The 24,649-nt window shown below is 64.4% G+C and carries 20 protein-coding genes and 1 pseudogene; 16 read left to right on the top strand and 5 right to left on the bottom strand.

What is annotated here, in order from left to right; translation table 11 throughout:
• Positions 1–262: 262 nt before the first annotated feature.
• The gene (locus tag LB516_RS15480; RefSeq protein ID WP_140617920.1) at positions 263–2,395 is read left to right on the top strand and encodes a GumC family protein; all 2,133 of its coding nucleotides are present in this window, start codon (positions 263–265) and stop codon (positions 2,393–2,395) included.
• Position 2,396: 1 nt separating this feature from the next.
• Positions 2,397–3,743 (top strand): VpsF family polysaccharide biosynthesis protein, encoded by a 1,347-nt coding sequence (locus tag LB516_RS15475; RefSeq protein WP_224719891.1) that lies wholly within the window; start codon positions 2,397–2,399, stop codon positions 3,741–3,743.
• A gap of 45 nt (positions 3,744–3,788) precedes the next feature.
• Here the strand turns inward: LB516_RS15475 and LB516_RS15470 are convergent, their stop codons facing one another.
• Both LB516_RS15470 and LB516_RS15465 read right to left on the bottom strand, forming a co-directional pair.
• Positions 3,789–5,057: a glycoside hydrolase family 5 protein gene (locus tag LB516_RS15470; protein WP_224719890.1), complete on the bottom strand. Its 1,269-nt coding sequence runs from the start codon at positions 5,055–5,057 to the stop codon at positions 3,789–3,791.
• The gene (locus tag LB516_RS15465; RefSeq protein WP_140716463.1) at positions 5,054–6,223 is read right to left on the bottom strand and encodes a DUF1972 domain-containing protein; all 1,170 of its coding nucleotides are present in this window, start codon (positions 6,221–6,223) and stop codon (positions 5,054–5,056) included. The genes LB516_RS15470 and LB516_RS15465 overlap by 4 nt, the downstream gene beginning before the upstream one ends.
• 440 nt (positions 6,224–6,663) lie before the next feature.
• On the opposite strand from LB516_RS15465, the gene LB516_RS15460 reads away from it, so the two are divergent.
• The 11 genes and pseudogenes from LB516_RS15460 to LB516_RS15410 all read left to right on the top strand — a co-directional run bounded on the left by LB516_RS15460 (position 6,664) and on the right by LB516_RS15410 (position 18,800).
• Entirely contained in the window at positions 6,664–7,833 is a 1,170-nt protein-coding gene (locus LB516_RS15460; RefSeq protein WP_083883006.1) for a glycosyltransferase family 4 protein, read from the top strand.
• Positions 7,830–9,131, top strand: coding sequence for a hypothetical protein (locus LB516_RS15455; protein ID WP_224719889.1), 1,302 nt, complete (start codon positions 7,830–7,832; stop codon positions 9,129–9,131). Before LB516_RS15460 ends, LB516_RS15455 begins: the two co-directional genes overlap by 4 nt.
• Before the next feature lie 9 nt (positions 9,132–9,140).
• A complete protein-coding gene (locus LB516_RS15450) occupies positions 9,141–10,361 on the top strand; it encodes a GNAT family N-acetyltransferase (protein WP_224719888.1) in 1,221 nt (406 codons plus the stop codon).
• 34 nt (positions 10,362–10,395) lie between these two features.
• On the top strand, positions 10,396–11,619 hold the full coding sequence (locus LB516_RS15445) for a GNAT family N-acetyltransferase (protein WP_224719887.1): 1,224 nt from the start codon (positions 10,396–10,398) through the stop codon (positions 11,617–11,619).
• Between the two features lie 112 nt (positions 11,620–11,731).
• Positions 11,732–11,956, top strand: coding sequence for a hypothetical protein (locus tag LB516_RS15440; RefSeq protein WP_015316844.1), 225 nt, complete (start codon positions 11,732–11,734; stop codon positions 11,954–11,956).
• A gap of 94 nt (positions 11,957–12,050) precedes the next feature.
• Positions 12,051–14,558, top strand: a complete 2,508-nt coding sequence (gene ligD / locus LB516_RS15435; RefSeq protein WP_224719886.1) for a DNA ligase D — start codon at positions 12,051–12,053, stop codon at positions 14,556–14,558.
• A gap of 122 nt (positions 14,559–14,680) precedes the next feature.
• Positions 14,681–14,969 (top strand): annotated as a pseudogene (locus LB516_RS15430) (GIY-YIG nuclease family protein).
• 322 nt (positions 14,970–15,291) lie between these two features.
• Positions 15,292–16,197, top strand: a complete 906-nt coding sequence (locus tag LB516_RS15425; RefSeq protein ID WP_015316846.1) for a Ku protein — start codon at positions 15,292–15,294, stop codon at positions 16,195–16,197.
• Positions 16,194–17,330, top strand: coding sequence for a tetratricopeptide repeat protein (locus LB516_RS15420; protein ID WP_224719885.1), 1,137 nt, complete (start codon positions 16,194–16,196; stop codon positions 17,328–17,330). Before LB516_RS15425 ends, LB516_RS15420 begins: the two co-directional genes overlap by 4 nt.
• Before the next feature lie 50 nt (positions 17,331–17,380).
• The gene (locus LB516_RS15415; RefSeq protein WP_224622565.1) at positions 17,381–18,025 is read left to right on the top strand and encodes an alpha/beta family hydrolase; all 645 of its coding nucleotides are present in this window, start codon (positions 17,381–17,383) and stop codon (positions 18,023–18,025) included.
• Positions 18,026–18,029: 4 nt separating this feature from the next.
• Complete coding sequence (locus LB516_RS15410; RefSeq protein ID WP_224719884.1) at positions 18,030–18,800, top strand: exodeoxyribonuclease III; 771 nt, start codon at positions 18,030–18,032, stop codon at positions 18,798–18,800.
• Between the two features lie 134 nt (positions 18,801–18,934).
• On the opposite strand, the gene LB516_RS15405 is transcribed toward LB516_RS15410, so the two are convergent.
• Positions 18,935–19,027, bottom strand: coding sequence for a lasso RiPP family leader peptide-containing protein (locus tag LB516_RS15405; RefSeq protein WP_140617931.1), 93 nt, complete (start codon positions 19,025–19,027; stop codon positions 18,935–18,937).
• Positions 19,028–19,272: 245 nt separating this feature from the next.
• Here LB516_RS15405 and LB516_RS15400 point away from each other — a divergent pair, with 245 nt between their 5' ends.
• Positions 19,273–20,829 (top strand): WD40 repeat domain-containing protein, encoded by a 1,557-nt coding sequence (locus LB516_RS15400; protein WP_224719883.1) that lies wholly within the window; start codon positions 19,273–19,275, stop codon positions 20,827–20,829.
• A 687-nt stretch (positions 20,830–21,516) separates the two neighbouring features.
• Here the strand turns inward: LB516_RS15400 and LB516_RS15395 are convergent.
• Positions 21,517–22,257: a sulfotransferase family protein gene (locus LB516_RS15395; protein WP_140617933.1), complete on the bottom strand. Its 741-nt coding sequence runs from the start codon at positions 22,255–22,257 to the stop codon at positions 21,517–21,519.
• Between the two features lie 211 nt (positions 22,258–22,468).
• On the opposite strand from LB516_RS15395, the gene LB516_RS15390 reads away from it, so the two are divergent.
• Together LB516_RS15390 and LB516_RS15385 are read left to right on the top strand one after the other, a co-directional pair.
• Entirely contained in the window at positions 22,469–22,714 is a 246-nt protein-coding gene (locus tag LB516_RS15390; protein WP_015316854.1) for a hypothetical protein, read from the top strand.
• 477 nt (positions 22,715–23,191) lie between these two features.
• Positions 23,192–23,491: a DUF1236 domain-containing protein gene (locus tag LB516_RS15385; protein ID WP_015316855.1), complete on the top strand. Its 300-nt coding sequence runs from the start codon at positions 23,192–23,194 to the stop codon at positions 23,489–23,491.
• Between the two features lie 85 nt (positions 23,492–23,576).
• Here the strand turns inward: LB516_RS15385 and yghU are convergent, their stop codons facing one another.
• On the bottom strand, positions 23,577–24,443 hold the full coding sequence (gene yghU / locus LB516_RS15380) for a glutathione-dependent disulfide-bond oxidoreductase (protein ID WP_015316856.1): 867 nt from the start codon (positions 24,441–24,443) through the stop codon (positions 23,577–23,579).
• Positions 24,444–24,649 lie beyond the last annotated feature (206 nt).

Genomic DNA, 24,649 nt, shown 5'->3' with positions numbered 1-24,649 from the left:
ATATTCGGTATTGGCCGGTGTTCGATTTTTAGGCACGATCGGTGGGCGACGGTCGGACTGGAGGAAGATGTTGCTCCATTCCATTCGTTTCCCGCTCGCTCGCGCCCTGTCAACACGGCCCATGCCTCTGCTACGCAAACTCCGTGCCAAAAATCAGAAGAGCTCCCAACATAATTAACAGTGTTTTAACAGTTGGAGTAATAGCTAAGCTTAAGCCGCAATTTAAGCTTTTGGGGCACATGGAGTGTTGTCGGAGCGACCTTTGCAATCATCCCTGCTCTCGTTGCCGCAACAACACGCTCCAGAGGTGATGCAATATGCGCCGGAGCCACCGCCGGCCGCGTCCTATCCGTCCTCGACCGTCGAGCTGGGTGACCTGAAGCGCATTCTGGTGCGCCGCCGTTTCCTGATCCTCGCCACCGCCGCGCTGCTGACCCTCGGGGCGCTGCTCTATGGACTGTTCACGCCGGCGCTTTACAGCTCGGTGGCGGAGATCATCGTCGATCCGCAGGACCTGCAGGTGGTCACCAACGACGTCAATCCGAGCCGCGTTCCGCCTGATGGCGGCATCACCATGGTGGAAAGCCAGGTTGCCGTCGTCCAGTCGAGCGGCGTGCTGCTCAGGGCAATCGCGGCGACCAACCTGACCGAGGACCCGGAATTCAACGGGCAGGGCGGGTTGTTGAGCCGCCTGCTCGGCGGCGTGCTGGGCTCGGGCTCGGCCGAAACCGACAAGGCGGGCAAGACGCTCGATGCGCTGCGCCGGCGGCTTGCGGTCAAGCGGGCCGACAAGGTGCTGGTCCTCGACGTGATCGTTACCGCCAAGAGCGCCGACAAGGCGGCGAAGCTCGCCAATGCCATCGCGCAGGCTTACCTGGCGGATCAGGCGAGCGCGCGCGCGAAGATGGCCACGGATGCTTCCGACTCGATCACGGCGCGGCTGGACGAGCAGCGCAAGCGCGTCCAGCGGGCCGAGAATGCGGTCGAGGCCTACAGGTCGGCCAACAACATGGTCATGGCCGCCGGCAATCTGGTCAGTGACCAGGAACTGACCGAGATCAACACGCAGCTCGCCGCCGCGCAGAGCCGCACCGCGACGCTGAAGGCGCAGGTCGACCAGTTGCGCCGGTCCGGCGGCGCGCCGGACGCGACCTCGGAAGCGATGCGCTCGGCGGTGATTTCGAGCCTGCGGGCGCAGGAGGCGACACTTGTCGACCAGGTTTCGCAGCTCGGCACGGAGCTCGGGCCGCGCCATCCTTCGATGATGGCGGCCCAGCAGCAATTGCGCGACACGCGCGCGCTCATCGCGCGCGAACTCGGTCGAATCGCCGCCGCCGCCGAAACCGACTACGAGCGCGCGCTGGCCAACCAGCAGGCGCTGGAAGCGAAGGTCGCGGGCATGAAGAGCAAGTCGCTCGACACCGACCAGGCCTCGGTCAAGCTGCGCGAACTGCAACGCGATCTCGAGGCGGTGCGCTCCGTCTATGCCACTTATCTGCAACGGGCGCAGGAAACGCGCGAGCAGGTCAATGTCGACAGCACCAATGCGCGCATCATCTCCGACGCCATGCCGGCCCTGAAGAAAAGCTGGCCGCCGCTGTTGCTGCTGGTGTTCGGCGCGTTCTTCGGCGGGCTGGGGCTCGGCACCGGCATGGCGCTGATCGCGGAATATTCATCGCCGACGGTGCTTTCCAGCGCGCAGATGCAATCGGCCATCGACGCGCCCGTGGTGGGCGTGCTGCCGGCAAAATCAGCGCGCCGCCGCTGGTGGCCTTTCGGCGGCGCCGCCGCGCCGGCCGGACAGAAGATGGACGCCGTCGCCGGCCTGGCGTTGAGACGCCTGTTCTCCTCCAGCCGGCGTCCGCCGAACTGGCCACTGGTACCGTCGATCCTGGTGACGTCGGCGCCAGAGGACGCCGCGCAGCGGGGCCGGGTGGCGCGCCTGCTGGCCAACGCGGCGGCTGCCAGGGGCAGCCGTGTCCTGTTCATCGACACCAACAATGCCGGCGGCAGCCAGAAGGAGCCGCAGCCAGGTCTCCTCGACGTGCTGCGCGGCGAATACGCCTTCGAAGCGCTCAGCCAATACGCGCCCGGCAGCAACGTCGCGCTTCTCGGCAAGGGTCGGCCGAAGGCTGCTTTTTCCGAGGCGCAGGGCGTCTATTTCACACAGCATATGCTGGCCCAGGCGAGCCGCAATTTCGAACTCGTCGTCGTCGATGGCGGCGCGCTGGCCGACAATCTCAACGCCTCACCGCTGGTCGCCATGGTCGACGAGATAGTGCTCGTCGCCACGCTGAACGCGACGCCGATGCGCGACGTCACGGCGGCCTCGCAAGCCATTTCGGTCATGGGGCGGTTGCCGACCGGCGCCTTGCTGGTCGACGAGGCGGCCTGACATGGCTGCCATCCGGGGCGCCGCCCGGTCCGCCACCCCGGCGGCCGGCTGGGCTGGCCAGGGTCAAGCCCCGACCGCGCCCCGCACCGGCAATTCCGTCGACTGGGTGACCGGCTACGGCCTGGTCGCGGTGGTGGCGCTGCTGTTCAGCATTTCGGGCGGCATGCTGTGGCTGGTGGGCTACAATTACGACGGCCTGACCGGCAATCCGGCGACCAAGATCCATCCTTCCACCTATCTGCTCGTGCTGATGTTTGCCTGGCGCGCCTGCACGCTCGGCAACCCGGTAGGCTATACGCTGGCCATCGCCGACAGGCGGCCTGCCAGCGCGCTGCTAGCCGTCATGTCGATCATGCTGCTGGTCGTCGTCATCGTCAGGCAGCGCCCCGGCATGGCCGGCATGATCGACACGTTCGTGGCGGCGGCGCTGCTGGCGATGATGCTGGCCGAGGCCGACGAAAAGACGTTCGCCCGCATGCAAACCGTGGTGCACGCGGTGATGACGGTCAACGCGCTGCTGGCGCTGTTCGAGTTCGCCACCAAGACGCTGGTCTTTCCCTACCGGCTCGACGGCGAGGTGTTCATGAACGACCTGCGCTCGACGGCGCTCCAGGGCCATCCTCTGTCCAACGCCACGATCACCTCGATCTATGTGCTGGCGCTGCTCTCCGGTTCGAAATCCCTGTCCATGCCGCTGCGGCTCGGGCTGATCGGCCTGCAATGCGCGGCGCTGGTGGTATTTGGCGGGCGCTCGGCGATGGTGACGACGATCGCGCTCGGCGGCATCTATCTGCTTTTCAGTGGCGTGGCTTATCTGCGGCGAGGACGCATCAGCCTGCCGGGTGCCGCCCTTGCCGTCATGCTCGCCTCGCTGCTGCCGGTCGTGGTGGTCATGCTGTTCTCCTACGGCTTCTTCGACGCGCTGCTGGAGCGCTTTGTGTCCGACAGCGGCAGCGCCAATGCCCGCGTCGAAATGTTCGAGTTGTTCAAGCATTTCGAACTGCGCGACTTGATCGTGGGGCCCGACATCGATCTCATCGAAAGCCTGCGCCGCATCAACGGCCTCGAACAGGGTATCGAGAACCCGATCATCCGCCTGCTCCTCTATCAGGGCGCCTTCTTCACCCTGCTGTTGTTTTTCGGCTTCGCGCTGTTCATGCACGAAGTGGCACGCCGCTGCCATCCCGGCATCTGGCTGCCGATGCTGGGCTGGCTGATCCTGCTCAACACCTCCGAAAGCCTGGCGTCCAAGACGACGCTGATGACCAAGTTCGTGGTGATCGCGCTGGCGCTTTACAGGCCGGTGAAGGTGGCGGGGCGTCCGGGCGCACAAGGGGTGCCGAGGTAGCGCTGCTCTACGGCGACAAGGAACTCGGCCGCATTTGGAAGGCGGTTATTCCGGCATCCTCAACCCGAGTGCATCCACCATCGCCGGGTCGAGCGAGCGGGTTTTGTCGTCCATCATGCCCATGCCGTCGAACAGGTCCCAGAAGGCCCAGGGGAAGCCGGATGCCTCGGCGCTCTGCCTGACATCGGCGATGTAGCGGGCGCGGTCGGGATTGGGGGCGGCGACGTAGCGGGCGTCGGTGCGCAGCGCGCCGAATTCGCCCATGATGACGCGCGTCGGGGCGATGCCGTGGCTGTCGGCCCAATCGCGCGCCTGGCCGATATATTTGTCGACGAACCAGCGATCTGGCCTGGCGTCGAAATAGACCTTCAGCACGCGTTCGGTTTCGGCATAGGCGGCCTGCTTGTCCGCTTCCGAGGTTTCGGTGTCCCCGGCCATGCGGGCCCTGACCGAGGCCAGCGTCCGTTCGAGCGAACCGGCGGAGGCTGGCCATGGCACGTTGTTGAGCGCGCGGTAGACCGGCTCGCGCATCCAGGGTGCGCCCTGATGGCTGAACAGATAGGGTTCGTAGAAATGGAAGGTGAACAGGATCGGCTCGAAGGCCACCAGCGGTTCCGGATCGAGCGCGGCAAGCCCGCTCACCATCGAGCCGCAGCCGCCGGTGACGACCAGCGGCAACGTCTGGGATGACGCCCTGGCCGCCGTCAGGAGGGCCGCCTGGACGTTCGACCAGACGTTGGAGGAGCAGGATTGCGGCGGTTCGTTGACCGGCTCCAGTGCTACCATGCCCGACGGGAACCGCTGCAGCCTGCCGGCAAGCGTGCCGACCAGCGCGCGATAGGCTTCGAATTCGGGCGCGGCCGTGCTGGAGACCATGCGGTCGGGATTCCAGTAATGTGTGGCGCCGTTGGCCTGCACGTTGACGATGATGCCGAGATCCGCATCGATGACTGCCGCGACGGCATCGTCCAGCATCGCCAGCAATTTTGTGCGCGTGGCGGCATCGGCGGCCAGGAACGGGCCGGGATCGACCGGCAGGCGGACGAAGTCGAGCCCGGTCCGGCGCAGCCGGCGAAGGTCGTCCGGTGTCGGCACCGGCCGCTGCGACTGGAAGGGCGGCCAGTCATAGTCGGTGCGCGGCGCGGGAAACTCACGCGTCAGCGCGAACCAGGGCCAGGCGTTGACGCCGCGGCGAAAACGCCGTTCGCCGGTGGCGGCCAGCGCGGGCGATGCGGACGAGAGTGCTGCCGTTGCGGGCACCAGCGCCGTCGACAGCGCGGTCCTCAGCAGCCGCCGTCGCGACCAGCCCGTCATACGGCGCCGGGCGAGGGACGGTCGACCGGCTGGGCTGCGGCGGCGCTCACGCCCAGAAGCCGGTAGGCTTCGGTTTCATAGGCAAGCAGGACATCGTCCCAGCGGAAAGCTTCGTTGGCGCGGGCTCTCGCGGCCGCGCCGCAGGTCCTGACCAACGCGTCATCCTCCATCGCCTGCCGCATCCGCTCGGCGCAACTCTGCCGGTCGGTGAAATAGATGGCGGCCGCGCCGGCGGTCCATCTGTTATAGGGGTTGTCGTGGGCGATCACCATGTTGCCGGCGGCCAACGCCTCGACCAGCGACGGGTTGGTGCCGCCGACGGTGTGGCCATGCAGATAGGCGCGCGCGTGAAAACGCAGCGCCTTCACCGCCGCCTGGTCGTAGATGGCGCCGGGCAGCACCACCGAGGCGTTCGCCGCCTTGCGGACGGCGACATGGTAAGGGATATCGGGGGAAAGCGTGCCCAGGACCACCAGCTTCATGTCGCGCTTCTGGCTGCAGAAGGCTTCGACCATGGGCAGAATGTTGTTGTCGGGCTCGATACGCGCGATCGAGATCAGGTAGGCGCCAGGCTCAAGGCCGAGCGCGCGCACCGGCGCCTCCGGTGCCGATGTCACCGGGTCGGCGCCATAGGTGATGGTGGCGATGGCGCTGCGCGGCCGGCGCGTCGCCAGGTGATCCGCGATCACCGGATGGTCGGCGACCAGGCGGTGCGAGGCCCAGGCGCCGATCCATTCGTTTAGCCAGAACCATGTGCGCGCAGCCATACCCCATTTTGGCCGGCGCCACTCGATGCCGTCCATGTTGGTGATGATCTTGCGCCGCATCAGCCTCAGCCAGGTCAGGAAGACCGCGCCATTATAGCCGAGCACCAGGCAGATGCCGGGCCGCCGGGCGGCGTCGAGCACGCATTGCCAGTCGAATTCCAGCGTCGCGCGGGGACCTTTCGAGGCGACCTGGACATGGATGAGATCGATGCCGTTCCAGGTGTCGACACGCACCCTTTGGTCGACCCGCTCGACCTCCTCCTGGCAATAGACGCCGACCTTCCAGCCGCGCCCGGCAAGAAACAGCGCCAGCCTCTCGGCGAAGGTTTCAAAGCCACCATGGGCCGCTGGAATGCCGCGCGTCCCGAGGATCAGGATGGTGGGCATTTCAGGTTTCATGGCTGCTGGCGCTTTCAAGTCCGCTCGATTCCGCAATGCGCGGCCGTCCCTCTGGAAACACAGCCCAGCGAATACCCGTGCCAGACTCAGTTCCAGCCATCATCGCACCGGGGTGTAAAATATTTCTTCCAGCGGCCGGAGTTGTTTCACTATCGGTCAACTATCCCAGCGTATGTGTATCGAAACAAGGCAATGCCGCGACCGGGCGACCTGCAGACGGAGAAATCAGGGCCGGCATGATCCTTGCTCATGGACTTCTGTGCGCCACACCGGCGGAGGACGTGCAGCATTTGGTATGGTGATCCGGGTTCTACATCCGCTCGTCACCATGCCGGCAACAAGTGAAGTCCAAAGGGGTGTTGGGCTTGAAGTCTCCAGTCGCCTGTTCTGTCAGGCGGCGGGATCGTCAAACTACCCCTGGCAGAAAGATGCATGGGAATATGCGGATTGCATGCGTCCATCAGGGCTATGAACTCTATGGTTCCGATCGCAGCTTCGCGGAGAGCGTCGCCGCGTTGCGCGCCGCGTTTCCTTCAGCCGATATCGAGGTCGTCCTGCCGCGCAGCGGACCGATCGTGCGGATCCTCGAACCGCATGCGACCCGGATCGTCTTCGAGCCGCTCTGGGTGCTGAGGCGCCAGGCGATTGCGCGCCTTGCCACCATCGAGATGGCGCGGCTGCCGGTCGCGGTGCTGAGGGCCTGGCGGCGGCTCCGGGATTGCGATCTCACCTATGTCAACACCTCGATCGTGGCCGACTATGCGCTGGCCGCGCGCCTGCTGCCGCACAAGGCCGTGCTGCACATCCACGAAATTCCCGAAGGCGCCATGCGCAGGATCCTAGTCGGCCTGATGCACTGGAGCCATGCCGATCTCATCTTCAACTCGCGCGCCACACGCGCCGCGTTCGGCGAGCCCAGATACGCGCGCTCCCATGTGGTCTATAACGGCGTTGCCGGCCCGGCCGCGGCCGAAGCGACGACCTATGACGGCAAGCGGCCGCTCAAGGTGCTGCTGCTTGGCCGCATCAACAGGATCAAGGGCCAGGAAGTGCTTTTGGAGGCGATCGCCTCGTTGCCGGCGGAACTCAAGTCGAGGATCGAGGTGCGGCTGGTCGGCGGCGCCTTCGAAAGTACCGAGCGCGAACGCGCGCTCGCCGAACTGGTCGGCAGCATGGGGCTCGGCGGACGCGTCAGCGTGCTGCCCTTCATCCCCGATCCCTCCGAGCATTATCGCTGGGCCGATATCGTCACCGTGCCCTCGCGGCGTCCCGAATCGCTCGGCCGCGTCGCCATCGAGGCGATGGCCTACGGCCGGCCGCCGCTGGTGTCGGCGATCGGCGGGCTGGTCGAGGTGGTGAGCGACGGTGAGACCGGCTGGCATGTTCCGCCCGGCGATGCCGCCGCCCTTGCGGCCAAACTCGAGGAGATCATCCTGCGGCCCGAGGCCTGGCGCTCCTTTGTCGCTGCCGGGCGGGCGCGCTACGAGGCGGTCTTCAGCGAACCGGTCGCGGCGGCGGCGATCGCGGCGATAGCCGCCGACAAGCTGAAGACAGCCATCGCCAGGCCGGGGCGGACGGCAACCACCCGCCAGGCGGAGACACGGCCGTGAAACTTCCTGGCCATCTGGTGCGGCGTCTCGTGCTGATGATCGGCGGCGAGGCGATGCAGAGCGGCTTCCACTTCGCCCTCAACATCGCGCTGCTGCATATGCTTTCGGCGCAAGGCTACGGCCTCTTTGCCATCGGCATGGTGATGGGCGGCGTCGGCCTGTCCTACATCAGGTCGCTCACCGCCGTTCCGGCCTCGATATGGATGGGCAAGAGCACCAACAGCGCCGGCGTCGATGCCTATGACGTTGCCTTCGGGACGGCGGCGCTGGTTGTTGCCTTGCTGATGGCCGTCGGCACGGCGATCGTGATGCGTCTCTTGGGCGACCCCAGCGGAATTGCCGCGGGCTGTTTCGTCGGCGCATGGTCACTGCGCAGCCACATGCGCACGGCCTTCTTCGCGCGCCGCCAGCAGGTGATCGTTTCCGTCAGCGATGCCGCCTTCACGATCGCCGGCACGGTCATGGCCGGCCTGGCGATCTGGCTGGCCAAGGACGCGCTGCAGACCGTGTTCTATGCGCTCGCGGCGGCCAATGTGTTTGGCATCTTCGTCCTGGTCAGGCTGGCGCGCCGCACGATGCGCATCAGCTTCCGCATACCGACACGGCGGCGCTATGCTAGGCTGTGGTCCCAGCTCTGCTGGTCGGCATTCAGCGCCACCACCACCAACATCCAGGGGCAATGCCTGGCGCTGCTGGTCGCGGGCATTGCCGGGCCGGCCGCCTATGCGCCGCTGGCGGCGGTGCTGGTGCTGTTCGCGCCGCTGCGCATCAGCAGTCTTGCCTTCGTGAACATGACGCAGCCCGAACTCGCCAAGCTGATGCGCAACAACGAAACGCGCCGTGTCTGGGCGCAGGCAAAGCTGTGGGCCGTTGTCATGGGCCTTGGCGCGGTTGTCTATGGATGCGCCATCCTGTTCGTCCTGCCGATGATAAAGTCCCAGGCTCTCCAGGACGCGTCGGTGGGATTCATCGGGTTTTTCGTGATCGCGAATTTCGTTCCGATCATGCTCTACATCATGCCCCGCATCGTGCTCGAGATAATGGGTGACTTCCGCATCGTCGCCTTCATCACCCTGGGCGGCGCCATCGTCGGGCTGGCGTTGATCGCCATCCTGCTGTCGATCGCCTCCCCGCCATGGGCGCTGCTGGGTTCGGCGGTGTCCGAGATCTTCGTGCTCGTGGCATCATGGTATTTCGTGCATCACCGCATGTGGAACATCGAACACCCGGACCAGCAGCGCGACAGCCGCCTGGGCTCCTGGCGACGGGCGGTTTCGTTCGCCGCGGTCAAGCGATAGGAGAAGGATGTGACAGGCCACGCAGTGCAAATTGCCGCGATGACCGACTTGCCTGGCGGGCAGGTCTCGCATCCCACCTCCGTCGCGGCGAACGACGCCTATACGGCAAAACTGCACACCAGCCTCGAGGCGGTCAGGCCACTCTGGCTGCGCCTCCAGGAAAGCGGTGTGTGCACCGGCCACCAGAATTACGCCTGGGCGGAAGGGATCGCCACGCGGCTGCTGCCGGAAGGCGCCGAACTCCTCATCGTCGAGGTGGGCGACGCCACGACTGGCGAACCCAGGATGCTGGTGCCGCTGATGCGGCGCAGGGCCTTCCAGCATTGGGTGGTCGAATGGTTGAGCTGTGGCGTCTGCGACTATTCGGCACCGCTGCTGGCCGATGCCAGCCCGTGGACGCGACAATCCGCCCAGGCTGCGTGGGCGGCGGTGCGCTCGGCGCTGCCGCCGGCGGACCGCGTCCACATCGTGGGGATTCCCCGACAGATTCAGGGCGTCGCCAATCCGCTGGCCTTGCTGTCGGCCACACGCGATTCCATCCAGACCACTTTCGGCCTCGCCATCGACGGCGATCCCGAAACAGTGCTCAAGCGTCTCTGCAGGCCATCCTTCGTCAAGGAATTCGGCAAGGACTGGCGCCGCCTCGAACGGCTTGGCAGCGTGGAACTGGTCGAGGCCGGGGCGCCGGCCGAGGTTGACCGTATCTTCGGCGAACTGGTGCGGATGCGGCTCGACCGCTTTCGCGAGCTTGGTCGCTTCGATCTGCTGACCCAGGAGAACATCGTCGATTTCTACCGGAACGCGGCTATTCAGGGCCTGTTGGACGGCTCTGTACGGCTTTTCGGGCTGCTCGTCGGCGAGGCTCTGATCGCGGTACAATATCTGCTCGTGCATCAAGGGACTGTTCATGCTCTGCTGATAGCAATGGACCAGGGCGTCGTGCCCAATGTCTCGCCGGGGCTTGCAATCATGGGCAGGTTGATCGGCTGGGCGCGCGAACGAGGCTTTGGATATTTCGACCTGTCGGTCGGCAACCAGAGCTACAAGGAACATATGGGCGCCAAGGGTTCGGTATTGGTCGAACTCTGCCATGGGTTCACGATGCGGGGCAGTGTGGCGACCACCGCCATCGAGTTCCGCAGGCGGGCCGAGGCTTTCGTACGGTCCAGCCCAAGGCTGCTCAACGCGGTCCAGGGAACAATGCGGGGTTTTCGGCGCTTGCGTGGATAATGCCCATGCGCCCCAGAACGAATGGGAGAGGCATGTGGCAAGCCAGGCAGTGCGGTTGGTCGCGACGGCGGATGCACCGGTTCAACCGATTTCGCCGGTTAGAGCAGGCATGGGCGCCACCGCGCACTATACGGCGCGGCTGCACACCAGCTTCGACACCGTAAGGCAGCTCTGGCAGCGTCTTGAGGAGACCGGTTTGTGCACCGGCCACCAGGGCCTTGCCTGGGTGGAAGGGATCGCCGGGCGGCTGATGCCCAAAAGCGCCGAGCTGCTCGTCGTTGAGGTCAATGATGCCGCCACGGGCGCGCATGTCATGCTGCTGCCGCTGATGCGGCGCCGGGCGCTCGGCCACTCCGTGATCGAATGGCTGAGCTGCGGCGTGTGCGATTATTCGGCGCCGCTGCTGGCCGATGCCAGGCCTTGGATCAGGCAAAACGCCGACGCCGCCTGGGCCGCGGTCCGCGCCGTGCTGCCGCCGGCCGACCGCATCCATATTGCGGGGATTCCGCGGGAAATCCACGGCGTGGCCAATCCGCTGGCGCTGCTTTCGGCGGCGCGCGACTCCATTCAGATCGCCTCGGGTCTCGTCATGGATGGCGAGCCGGAGACGCTGGTCAAGCGTATCTGCAAATCCTCCTTCACCAAGAATTTCAACAAGCACTGCCGCCGCTTCGAACAACTCGGAGGCCTCGCACTGGTCGAAGCCGAGACGCCTGAGATGATCGAGGAGCAGTTCGGCAGACTGCTCGACCTCAGGCTCAACCGCTTTCGCGAACTCGGGCGCTTCGACCTTTTGACGCAGGCGCCGATCGTGGAGTTCTACCGCAACGCCGCCCTGCAGGGGCTTTCCGACGGCTCGGTGCGGCTGTTCGGGCTGCGCGTCGGCCAGGCCTATCTCGCTGTCATGTACGTGCTGGTCATGAAGGGCACCTTGCACGCCCTGCTGCTCGGGATCGACCAGGACGCGGTGGCCAACGTCGCGCCGGGCCTGACGATGATCGGCAAGCTGATGGTGTGGGCACGGGCGCAAGGGCTCGGCTATTTCGACCTCTCGGTCGGCGGACAGGGATACAAGCAGCATATCGGCGCCTCGAACTCGGTGCTGGCCGAACTGTGCGAGGCGATGACGCTGAAGGGCAGGGGCTCGACCGCCTATATCAGGCTGCGCTGCAAGGCCGAGCTGTTTGTGCGCTCCAAGCCGCGGCTTTACAAGGCCGTGCAGGGCGTGATGCGCCGTTTCCGGCGGTTGAAGACCTGAAGGACGCCGCCCGCGAAATTGACAGGCGCGCGTGTCTCCGCCATCCTTGGGGCCAGTCGCCGGGCCGCCAAAAGCGGCCGAGTTCCGTGTCAGGCGACCGAGGGCGAAGCGCATGTCCACTGCCGTGAACGGCCAGAACTCCAAGCGCGCCGCGGTGCGCAAGGCACTTGACCGCCACAAGGTCTACGTCACCGCGCAGCGTTTCTCAGGCGGCACCTACAGTGCGCGCGTGCTGGTCGACGGCGAGGCCTACTGGGTGGATGAGTTCCGGCTGAGCCAGTTGCAGCAGGGTTTGTCGCCGGCCGAGCTGGAGCTGACGCCGGCGACGGACGACTGAGACCACGTGATAAATCGCGAGCGGTGCCAAGATAGCGCCCCACGGCGCGAAGGAACGAGGCGGTTGTTGGTTTCCGCCAGGCTCGGCTTTTGACATGCCGCCCGCCAAGCTCGGATCCTATCGCGCCAAGCGCGAATTCTCGAAGACGCCGGAGCCGGCCGGCGGGCTGATGACTGGGGGCGGCAACCGCTTCGTCATCCATAAGCATCACGCCACGGCGGACCACTACGATCTGCGCCTGCAGGTTGGCGATGTCTTGAAAAGCTGGGCGGTGCCGCGCGGGCCATCGCTCAACCCAGCCGACAAAAGGCTGGCGGTGGAGACCGAGGACCATCCGCTCGAATACATCGATTTCGAGGGCGTCATTCCCGAAGGCGAATATGGCGGCGGGCCGATGATCGTCTGGGACACCGGCAGCTGGGCGCCGATGGACGACGTCGACAAAAGCCTGCTCACCGGCGCCTTCAAGTTCCGGCTGGCCGGCGAAAAGCTCAATGGTGGCTGGATGTTGACCCGGCTGAAGCCAAAGCCCGGCGAAGACGAGAACAAGAAGAACTGGCTGCTGTTCAAGGAGCGCGACCTCGCCGCCGACACGGGGCTGAATATCCTCGAAGCGCGGCCGGAAAGCGTGAAATCCGGCTTGCGCATCGAGGAGCTGGCAGCGCCACCTAAGCCGGCCGCGAAGTCCGCGCAAAAGCCCGGTTCGCTGAAGCCGGGCGACCTGCCGGGCGCGGCCAAGGCGCCAGCGCTGAGCCGCATCGAGCCGCAACTGGCGAGCCAGGTGCCGAAGCCGCCGGGCGGCGAAGGCCTTGCCGAGAATACGAACGAGCTCTGGCTGCACGAGATCAAATTCGACGGCTACCGCACCATGGCGCATATCTCCGACGGGCAGGTGCGGCTGATCACGCGCGGTGGCATCGACTGGACGAGACGCTATGGCGACTTGCCACATGCGTTCGCCAAGCTGCCGTGCCGCGAGACGATCATCGACGGTGAGATCGTCGTGCTCGATGCCAAGGGCATTTCCCGCTTTGCGCTGTTGCAGGACGCGCTGGCAGCGGGCGCCGGCAGCAAGCTGCATTTCTACGCCTTCGACCTGTTGCATCTCGAGGGCTGGGATCTGATGAAGGTGCCGCTCATCCGGCGCAAGGCGCTGTTGGCCGAACTGCTTGGCGGGCTTGGCGCCAACTCCGCGATCCAGTTCTCCGACCATGTCGAGGGTTCCGGGCAAGCGCTTTACGACCAGGTGACGGAACTCGGCCTGGAGGGCGTGGTCTCCAAGCGCGCCACCGCGATCTATCAGAGCGGCCGCACCAAGAGCTGGACCAAGACCAAGGCGCTCGAAAAGGACGATTTCGTCATCGCCGGCTACACCATTTCGGACGCGGCCGAGGGGCTGGCCGCGCTCGGCATGGCCGAGTGGGTGGATGGCGAACTGCACTATCGCGGCAAGGTCGGCACCGGCTTCGATGCCGGGACCGCGGCAGACCTGCTGGCCCGGCTTGAGCCGCTCACATCCGGCGCCACGCCGCCGGAAGGCGTGCCGCGCGAAATCATGCGCGAGATGCACTGGGTCAAGCCGCTGTTTTCGGCGCGCATCCATTTTGCCAACCGAACCGCGGACAATTCGTTGCGCCACGGTGTGTTCCGGGGCCTCAGGGATGTCGGCCTGTCGACGCCGGTGTCGGCCAAGCGCAAACGGCTGATCTCCGAGGCCGACCTCGCCACCATCTGGGTGACCAACCCGACGCGTCGGCTGTTCGGCAAGACCGGCCCGACCAAGCTCGACATCGCCGTCTATTACGCGCTGGTCGGCGACTTCATGCTGCCGCACATCCTTGGCCGCCCGGTGTCGCTGGTGCGCTGCCCGACCGGCCTGCCCAAGGACTGCTTCTTCCAGCGTCATGCGTTCACCGGCATGCCGCCTTCGGTGGTGACGTTCCAGGCGACCAATTCCGAGGGCGAGACCAAGTCCTATCTCTCGGTCGAGGGCGCGAAAGGATACCTGGCGCTGGCGCAGTTCGGCGTCGTCGAGTTCCACACCTGGGGCACGCATCGCTCGAGCCTCGACAAGCCCGACCAGATCGTCCTCGACCTCGACCCGGGCGAGGGGATTTCCTGGCGCGAGGTGGTGGAGGCCGCCGTGCACATCAAGGGCGAGCTGGAGGGGCTTGGCCTGGTGCCGTTCGCAAAAACCTCCGGCGGCAGCGGTATCCACATCACCGTGCCGGTGACGCAAAAGCAGAACTGGAAGAAGCTGCATCAGGCAACCAGCGCCATATCAACGCATCTAGCGGCCACCGCGCCCGACACCTTCACCACCACAATGGGCAAGGAAAACCGCAAGCGGCGCATCTTCATCGACTATCACCGCAACGCGCGTGGCCACACCTCGGCCGCGCCCTATTCGCTGCGCGCCCGAACCAACCTGCCGGCCTCGACACCGGTGAGCTGGGCCGATCTGGAGGCGATCGATGCACCGCAGGATTTAAATTATGCGTCGCTGCCGGGGTTGCTGGAGACGTCGGGCGATCCGTGGGCTGAGATCGATGACTTCGCCAGGGATCTGCCGGTGGTCTCGGGAAAGGTAAACGGGCTTTGAGGCGCCCTTCGACGACCAGGGTTCCTGAACTTCGTCATCCTAGGGCGAAGCAGGAGCGAAGCTCCGTCGCGAAGACCCTAGGATCCATGCCGCGACCGTTGTTGTAGAATGCACCTGTTCAGATGACCGGATACGTCTACATGACCGCGAGCCAGAAGCGTGGCACAATCTATATCGGTGTCACCAATGACCTCGGTCGCCGTATGCCAGAACACAAGTCGGGCCAAGGCTCGCGTTTCACCAGCCAATACGGCGTGCAACGGCTGGTCTGGTACGAGGAATATTTTCGACATTACCGATGCAATCCAGCGCGAGAAGTCACTTAAGCGCTGGCCGCGCCTATGGAAAGTTGAACTGATCGAGAAGGCCAATCCAGACTGGTTCGAACTCTTTCGCGGGACTGGATGGTGAGCTTTCCTTCACCACGGCAACGCTTGTAGGTCACGGCATGGATCCTAGGGTCTGCGCGCGGCGCTTCGCTCCTTGCTACGCCCTAGGATGACGAAGCGTGGAGCGTTCGCTGTGGTCGCCGGCGTGTCGGCTCAAACGCCATCGACGCTTTCGACAATTTGAATTATCTTGTCGCCGGTCCTCTCGCAGCCCCGGCGGGAAGATTTCGTCAGGGATTTGTCGGTATTGTGCGGGGTCGGTGTAGGATTCGCGCAGCGTTGTTCGTCCTTCGGACGAAGCGCTGCGAAGCAACAGTCAGTGCATGGCCGCGTAGGAGTTCATCATGGCGCCCAGGGCAAGTTGGAAGGGTTACCTCAAACTCAGTCTCGTCAGCTGTCCGGTGCGGCTATACCCCGCCACCAGCGCCAGCGAGCGCATCTCGTTCAACCAGCTGCACAAGAAGACCCACAACCGCATCAACATGAAGCCGGTCGACCCTGAACTGGGGCTCGTCGAGCGGGCGGATCTGGTCAAGGGCTACGAGTACGAGGACAAGCAGTACATCATCATCGACGATGCCGACCTCGACGCGGTGCGCATCGAATCCAACCACACGATGAACATCGAAGCCTTCGTCGATGAGGACGAGGTCGACGTCATCTACCAGGACGCGCCCTATTACATGGCGCCGGACGGGGCGATGGCGGAAGAGACTTTCGCCGTGCTGCGCGAAGCGATGCGCAAATCCGGCAAGCTCGCCATCGCCAGGCTGGTGCTGTCCAGCCGCGAGCGCGTGGTGACGATCGGCGCGCGCGAGAACGGGATGTTCGTGTGCACGTTGAGGAACCCGAACGAAGTGCGTGGCACGGCTGAATATTTCGGCAACATTCCAGCCGGCAAGCCTGACCCGGAAATGCTGCAGCTTGCCGAAGCGCTGATCAAGCAGAAGGAAACCACCTTCGATCCGAAGAATTACGAGGACCGCTACGAGGTCGCGCTGATGACGATGATCCGCGAGAAGCTGAAGGGCCACAAGCCGATCATCGCGGCGGCACCGGAGCGCGGCAACGTCATCAACCTGATGGATGCGCTGAAGGCCAGCCTGTCTCAGTCGAAGCCGCCGGCCAAGTCGAAGAGCAAGGCCGACGAGCCCGCCAAGCCCGCCGCGAAGAAGGCGGCCGCGGGTGGTGCGCCTGAAAATCCGCTCAAGGCCAACCTGCTCAAGGCGGTCGGCAAGAGCAAGAAATGACGGCTCCGGCCGTTCCGGGCGCTGTCTTCGGCACGATCGGCGCACTGGCGGCGTTTCCGCTCAGGCTTGCCGCCCGCGAGGTGGAGCGCCAGCACGGCCAGCTCAGGCGCGGCGTCACCCGGCGCACCACGCATGTCGTGTTCGGACGCGCATTGTTGGTCAAGGCGGGACTAACCAAGGCCGGACTCACCAAAAATAGCGATAGCGAGATCGAACGCCGCCTCGGCGCCGAGCGCGCGGCCGGGCGCATTCTCATGAGCGAGAACGGTTTCCTGCGGCTGCTCGGGCTGATGAAGGCGCCCGAGGCCTCTTCGCTGTCGCGCCAATCGCTGATCGATCAGTCAAAGCTGTCCGGCGCCGATCTCGACAGGCTCAGCCTGTTCGACGCCTTCGAGCATGATGGCGAGCCCTTTTCCTTCCGCGACCTGATCCTGGCGCGCAAATATGCGGGGCTGATCGCCGGGGGCGCGACATGGGGCGCGATCGCGCGCTCCGTCCACCGCTCCGGCCCGGTGGCTTCGCTGACCGCCAAGTCGCTCAATGTCGGCTCGCAGCACGGCCGCCCCGACGCGATCTACCTCGAAGGCGGCCAGAGCGAGCTCGACGGGCAGCTGCTGTTCGATCTCGGCGCCGCGGCACAAGGCGACGACACGCTGGAAGATTTGTTCGCCGAGGCGGAAGCCGCCGAGGAGGGCGGCGACCATGACGGGGCCGCCGCACTCTACCAGCGCTGCCTCGCCATCGATCCCACCGACGCCATCGCCGCCTTCAACCGCGCCAACTGTTTGCGCGGGTCCGGGCGCGTGGCGGAAGCCGCGCATGATTATGCCAGGGCGATCAAGCTCGATCCGGTCTTCGTCGAAGCCTGGTTCAACCTGGCCGGGCTGATGAGCGAGCAAGGGCGCGACGCTTCGGCGCGAAGGCATTTGCAGAAGGCGATCGCGCTCGACAAGACTTATGCCGACCCGGTGTTCAATCTGGCGCGGCTGGAGTTTGACGCCGGCAATCTGCTTGAGGCGCGGCGGCTGTGGTCTCGTTATCTGGAACTCGACTCCAAGTCCGAGTGGGCCGGGGTCGCCGCCAAAGGCGTGCAGTTCGTGGATATGGAGCTGGCGCAGAAGTCGGCGGGCTGAAATGTTTGCGCTTGAACACCGGGAACTCGGCCTTCATGAGGAAGACACCCATGACCAGCTTCCTCTTTGACGGCCACGACACCGCTCCCGTCACCATCCTGCTTGCCCATGGCGCCGGCGCTTCAATGGACTCTCCTTCCATGACAGCCACCGCAAAGGCGCTGGCCGCCGCTGGCTTCCAGGTCGTGCGCTTCGAGTTCCACTATATGGCCGCGCGCCGCTACGGCCAGCGCAAGCCGCCACCGCGTGCCGAAACGGTGAACCCGGAATACATCAACGCGATCGCCGACCTCAGGGCGAAGGGCGTGACGGGCAAGCTCATCATCGGCGGCAAGTCGATGGGCGGGCGGGTCGCGTCGATGATCGCCGACGAGATGTTTTCCAAGGGCGAAATATTAGGACTGGTCTGCCTCGGCTATCCCTTCCATCCGCCTGGCAAGCCCGAGCAATTGCGGACAAAACATCTCGCCGGGCTGAAGACGCCGACGCTGATCTTCCAAGGCACGCGCGACGAGTTCGGCACGAAGGACGAGGTTGCGACCTACAACCTTTCCAATGCAATCGAAGTGATCTGGCTGGAGGACGGCGACCATGATTTGAAGCCGCGCAAGAGTATTTCGGGTTTCTCGATCGCGGATCATCTGACGACGCTGGCGGAGACGGTGAAGGCTTGGATGGGCAGGATCGCGCCCTGATCCAATGAAGATCGCCAGCTTCAACATCAACAACATCAACAGCAGGCTGGACAACCTGCTGGCGTGGCTCGGCTCCGCAAAACCCGATGTCGTCTGCCTGCAGGAACTGAAGGCGCGCGACATGCAGTTTCCGCGCACCGCGCTTGCCGATGCCGGCTATGGCGCGGTGTGGAAAGGCGAGCCGACCTGGAACGGCGTCGCCATACTCGCGCGCGGTGCCGAGCCGGTGCTGACCCGCGATGTGTTGCCCGGCGACGATGCCGACCGGCAGAGCCGCTACATCGAGGCTGCGGTCAACGGCATCGTCATCGCCTGCCTTTATGCACCGAACGGCAACCCGCGGCCGGGACCGAAATTCACCTACAAGCTCGCCTGGCACGCAAGGCTGGAAGCGCATGCCGAACAACTCATCGACACCGGCCTGCCCGTGGTGCTGGCCGGCGACTACAACATCGTGCCCGAGCCGCGCGACATCTACGCCACACGCTCCTATGACGACAACGCGCTGGTGCAGCCGGAAAGCCGCGCCGCCTTCGCCGCGCTGCTCGAACAAGGCTGGACCGATGCGTTGCGCAAGAAATACCCGAAGGAAACGCTCTACACCTTCTGGGATTACCGCCGGAACCGCTGGCCACGCAACGCGGGCCTGCGGCTCGACCACATCCTGTTGTCGACAACGCTGGTGCGCAAGCTCAGGGCCGCCGGCATCGATCGTGACGTGCGCGGGCAAGATGGGGCCAGCGACCACGCGCCGGTCTGGGTGGAATTGGGGTGAAGGCCGTCGCGACAGTCTTCGCGTAAACCACGCGACGGCAACGCTGTCACGGCCTCAAGAAAGACAGAGCATCCCTGCCTGCCGATCGGACAGTGCCCCCAACATTATTGGCGGATATGTTCCGGGTACTGAAATCAGCCCGGCAGTATCGGCGCCGAGGGCCCGGCCGTGACCGACTTCAGATTACCCTTCTTGACCAGGACGGGTCGTTCATAAATCTTCTTCATAGTGCAAGCTCTCCACTATATCCCGTCGCGATAGTGACACATTACGGTCATCTGTCAATGTTGTGAGGGCGATAGTCGAGGTTATCCCACCGAAGCATCGCGGACTCTGGGCTCCAGGAGGCCGGGTGCCCTGGCGCAAATCCGAATCCTGCGATCGGTATACATCAGGGCAGGAAACAAGAGCGGCGCTTTGCGGCATCCACCGACGCTGATAATCTTGTCCAGATCGGCGGGCGGAGGGCGCGATGAACAGGTTGGCTGACAGGTCGCTGGCGCTTGTCCTGGCTGTGGTCGCGGCCGCCTGTCTGGCCCCTGTCTATCCGCTGATCGACATCCTGGCCGGGCGTGGCCTTGCCGGGCTCGACGTTGCCATGCTGCGGCCGGCGGCATATTCGGCGGCGGCACTTGCCTGTTTCATCGGTGCGTTGCTGTTCCTGGCGGGCCAATTGCCCGGCCGGCCCGTGCACGCGGCCGGGGTGCCGCTGTTCGGCAGGGACGCCGAATTGGAGCCGGCGGGCCGCCCACGCCTGCGCCAAACTTTCCTGGTGCTGCCAGTGGTTGTCTTGCTGGCGCTGCTTGGCGACGGGTTCGGCTCGTGGCGGCCGCATGAGGGTGGCGAGCATGTCGCCAGCGCGCCGCCCATGGAATCCGTGCCAAAGCCGGAATCGCCGGCGCCGGTTGCTCGGACACCGCCCTTGCCGCCGGCCCTGCCGCCCGAGCAGGCGGCCACGCCGCCAGCCGCTGCAAACCCGCCGGCTTTGCCGGTGCAACCAGCTCCGCCGGTGGCCGAGCCTGCTGTTCCGCCGGCGTCTACGGCCCCGATGCCGCCGGAGGTCACGGTCATTCCGCCGCCGACGGTGGCGCCGTTGCCGCCGTCGCCGCCGGCGGCACCAACGCAGCCCGACGGCCATCGCGATGCGGTCGTCTGGCTGGCGGTGGCGCCGGATGGGCGTTCGATCATGAGCGCCAGCACCGACCACACGATCAAGCTCTGGGACATGGGCGGCAAGCACCTGATGCGCAATCTCGGCGTTCACAAGGACATGGCGCGCACCGCGCTCTACATGCCCGACGGCGTCAGTGCGCTGACGGCCGGCGACGACGGTGAGATCGTGCAGCGAAAACTCGCCGACGGGGCGGTGCTGCACGTCTTCCAATCCGGCCAGAATGGTGGCGTCAACAAGCTGGCGATCAGCCCGGACGGCAGGCGCGCCGTCAGCGGGCACGACACCGGCAACGTCATTATCTGGGACCTCGTCAACGGGTCCGTGCTGCATGTGCTGACCGGCCACGACTGGTCGATCAGCGCGGTCGCCGTCTCGCCCGATGGCAAGCAGGCCCTCTCGGGCAGCATCGACGGGACGCTGAAACTCTGGGACATCGACAGCGGCAAGCAGTTGCGCAGCTGGCACGGCCATGAGCAAGGCACCTATGGCGCTGTCTTCACCGCCGACGGGCATCATCTGATCACCGGTAGCGGCGACCTGACGATCAAGGTCTGGGACGTCGACAGCGGCCGCGAGGTGAAGCGCTTCGAGGGCCACGAGGGCACGGTCTACGCGCTGGTGCTATCGGCCGACGGCAAACACCTGCTGTCCGGATCGCTCGACGGCACTGCAAGGCTGTGGGACATGGCAAGCGGCAACCAGATCGCCATGTTCGACAGCCAGACCGGACCGATCTACGCAGTCGCCTTCGCCGCCGATGGCACGGTGCTGACCGGCGGCTCCGACCGCACCATCAGGGATTGGCCGGCGGCCGGTGGTGACGGCGTCGTGCTGTTTGCAGGGGCGCCGGGGTGAGTGCCTGGAGAGGCTGGGCCGGGGCATGGACGCTGGTCAAGTAATCGGGGCGCTTGCCATGGTCGACGCGGACGAGGGGGCGCATTGTTGGGGTGTGCTCGGCGCCCGCGCCAACCAGGGCGGCTCGTACCGCCGCAACAACACCATCGCACATCGCCCACACGTCGGAAACTTCCGCGAAAGCGGAATAGGCAGGGGCTGCAAGACCCGGCATTCTAGCCGGGCATGATCGGCCAACCCCAGGCGGCTGGCGAGGCGGTAACGCAGTATGGCAAAGTGCTGGTCCATGGATTGACCGGGGACGTTGCGTTGCTATCTGACTCGATGGGCTGCGGCCTGCGGATCGAACTGATCGGTTTTCCTTGTAGGACCAAGGTCTTGTTTCGTGCGCCCGAAAGTCCGAGAGGCCCCGTTCGGTTCCGGCAATGTCCATTGGACGTTCCGCTATTTTATCCAATCGAGATATGATCATCCGGCCTCGCCGCCAGGTTCAAGAACGGTAGCCTGCTCGGACAGGCATGGGCTGGTGGCTGCCCGGCAGGCAAAGACAAGCGCAAAATTCCGGCGAGAGCCGCTTGTCAGCCAGCCTGCCCGCGTGAAAGCGGGTAGCTCTTGAGGTCGTTTGTTTCGGAGCGAAAAACTTGACCGCTCCATGCAGGCAAGGGATCGAACTGCCTGGGCTTGCCGTTACCCCAGCCACCACCACAATGCCGCGATCACCGCCGCGATGGCGGCCATCGTCAGCCCCAGCATGATGTAGGAGCCTTTGATGATGTCGCGGATGATCTTCTTGATCGTTTCGCGGTCGTTCAGGTTGGGGAAGGTTTCGTTTGGCTGGGCGACGTCGAGGAAATGGCAGAGCGGCCCCCAGCCTTCGCTGACGTTGAACACCAGCAGCTTTTCCGGCGGCACGGCTGCTCTCACTTCGTCGACATAGCTGGCGTAGCGGGCAACCGCCTTGTCGCGGTCACCCATGACGCCGGCCAATGTGCGGCCCCAGATGAGCTTGCGCGACATGTCGCCGAACTTGCGGCCGAACGGTGTGAGCCATTCCAGGACCTTGAACTGCCACAGGTTCTCGGTGAAGTAGATCGTGTCGATGGTGCTTTCATACCAGGCCTCGGCGCCGCGTGGGTGTAATGTCAGCAGCACCTTGGCGTCGGGGTAGGCAGCCATCAATTCCTTCCAGACGCAGCAGCCTGGATTGTCGACGGTGGCCGTATAGCTTGCGAACACGCGGTTCCAGTCGTGCTGGGTGCCGGGCGGGCTGTTGGCCACCGCGCGCCAGAAATCAAGATGGCCCTTATTGGCCTTGTTCATGATCACTTCCTGCATGTGATAGCAGGGCAGGCCGAGCCTGTTAAGCGCTGCAAAGGTCGACCATGTGCCGGTGCGGCCGAAACCGGCGCCGATAAGCTTGAGCGTCATTTCCAATCCCCACCGGACTTCTTTTCCCTGATATCGCGGTCCGTGAGCATCAAACTGCTCCTGCCGGGGCCGCCCCGCAACAAACTTCTACATGGATGCCTAGGCGGACGCCATACTTGCGTAGTTGCTAAAATAATGAAAGCCTGTGCGCGGGTGTGGAGATGGGCAGGGAGTCGCCGGACCGGAATCGGTTCGGCGATCTTGATGGTCGATGTATTTTGGGTCTTTTCTCGTCGGGATGTCGGCGACCACGATCGTTGTCGCAGTGTGGACCTATATTGCTACCGGTTCGTTCTGGGTGGCGCTTGGCTGGACAGTGGTGGTCCTGGTCGTCCTGCAGGTCGGCTATTTCGTGCTCGTCGTGGGGCTGATCTACAGGCGCGCGCAAAACGTCGCGATGAGCCCGGATGCAGTCAACCCGGTGCCGCCGCTCCATCGGGACGGCGTCCGATTCTGACGAAGAGCTCCCGCTCCGGTATCGAGCGTTGCGCACCTTCCGCCAAATCGCGGCGGCCGGTGGAACGAAGCTGTGATGCGTGCGTTTTTCCTGCCTCGATCGGTGAGGCGCCACCTCCACCGGTCCGTTGAAGGCCCGTTCTGCTCCCGGCAGGGCGGGCCTTTTTTGGAGGCCCGGTAGAGCATTTGGAACGACACTCTTCGCTATACGTTAGTTGTTCCTAAGGAGCGGGTAATCCGAGAAAGAGGCGACATTGCTTGCGCTGCAACGCGCGATGCTTTTGCTATTTCCGCAAATTAGAAGAAGTTTCTTCAGAAAAGCAAAGCATACCATTGCTTATCTTCACATGTGTGCATAATAAAATGTGGCATGTTTCTGGTTGCGCGCCACATTTATTTCACAAACAAGGATGGAACCTCCCAGTTGCGTGAGAGTTTCCCCTGAGGCGGAGCGAAATACCCAATCATGGAGGTTGTTATGAAGCATTATCTTACGAGCGCCGCGGCTGCCATCGTCCTGCTGGGCGGCGTCGGAGCGGCCCTGGCGGACACGATCGTGGTCCAGCCGGAACAGGAGACGGTGGTTCGCGAATACATCAAGAAGGAGCCGCTAGCGTCGGTGAACCTTCTGGGCGTCGAGCTCAAGCTCGGCTCGTCCGTGCCGGACAAGGTCGAACTGCGCGAGGTCCCCAACGTCAAGTATCGCGTTGCGGTGATCAACGATCAGACCGTGCTGGTCGACCCGGACACCCGTCAGATCGTGGAAGTTCTTCACTGATCCGTCTCATGCATCAAGCAAAAAGCCCATCACCGATTTAATCCGGTGATGGGCTTTTGTTTGTCGCCCGCCAGTTCTCCAGAATTTACTCGGCGGCCAGCTTGTCCTGCGTCCTGGTGTCGAAGTCGCTGGCGTCATGGCGTTCGTGCAGTTGCATGGACGGTTCGCCAAAGGCGCGGTTGACCATGCGGCCACGCTGGACAGCGGGCCGTTCGTCGATCGCCTTTGCCCAGCGCTGAACGTGCTTGTAATCCTGAACCGACAGGAATTCGGCGGAATCATTGTACATCCGGCCGAGCGCCAACCCGCCATACCAGGGCCAGACCGCCATATCGGCGACCGAATAGTCCTTGCCACCGAGATACTCGACCTCGGCCAACCGGCGGTCGAGTACGTCCATCTGCCGCTTCACCTCCATCGAGAAGCGGTCGATGGCGTATTCGAACTTCTCCGGCGCATAGGCGTAGAAATGGCCAAAACCGCCGCCGAGATAAGGCGCAGAACCCATCTGCCAAAACAGCCAGGACAGCACTTCCGCCCGGGCCGGCTGTTCAGTGGGCAGGAATTCACCGAATTTTTCGGCGAGATAGACCAGGATCGAGCCGGATTCGAAGACGCGCAGCGGGGTCTTGCCGCTGCGATCCATCAGGGCGGGGATCTTGGAATTGGGATTGACCTCGACAAAGCCGCTGCCGAACTGGTCGCCATCGTTGATCCGGATCAGCCAGGCGTCGTATTCGGCGCCCTTGTGGCCAAGCGCCAGAAGCTCCTCCAGCATCACCGTCACCTTGACGCCGTTCGGCGTCGCCAGCGAATAAAGCTGCAGCGGGTGCTTGCCGACGGGTAGGTCCTTGTCATGCGTCGGACCGGCGATCGGCCGGTTTATGCTGGCAAAGGTGCCGCCATTGGCCTTGTTCCAGGTCCATACTTTCGGCGGGGTGTATTCAGTCATTGCGCGGCCTCGTGTCGTGGGAAGGATGGATAGGCGTTTATAGGTAGGGCTGTGGAGGGGGAAGTTCAACTTGTGTTGAACTATGTTAATCTTGGGCCGCCGCATTGTCCTGCCGGGCGTTCGAACCTCGAAAGGCCAAGTGATTGGCTTCGTGGTCCATGGCCACCGTTCTCACCCCTTGCGCCTTCTCCCGCGTGGCATACCTA

The sequence above is a fragment of the Mesorhizobium sp. CO1-1-7 genome, assembly GCF_020164885.1.
GTDB classification, from domain to species: Bacteria; Pseudomonadota; Alphaproteobacteria; order Rhizobiales; family Rhizobiaceae; genus Mesorhizobium; species Mesorhizobium australicum.
The sequence above is the reverse complement of the archived record's forward strand: the minus strand, read 5'-3'. Positions and strand labels throughout refer to the sequence as shown.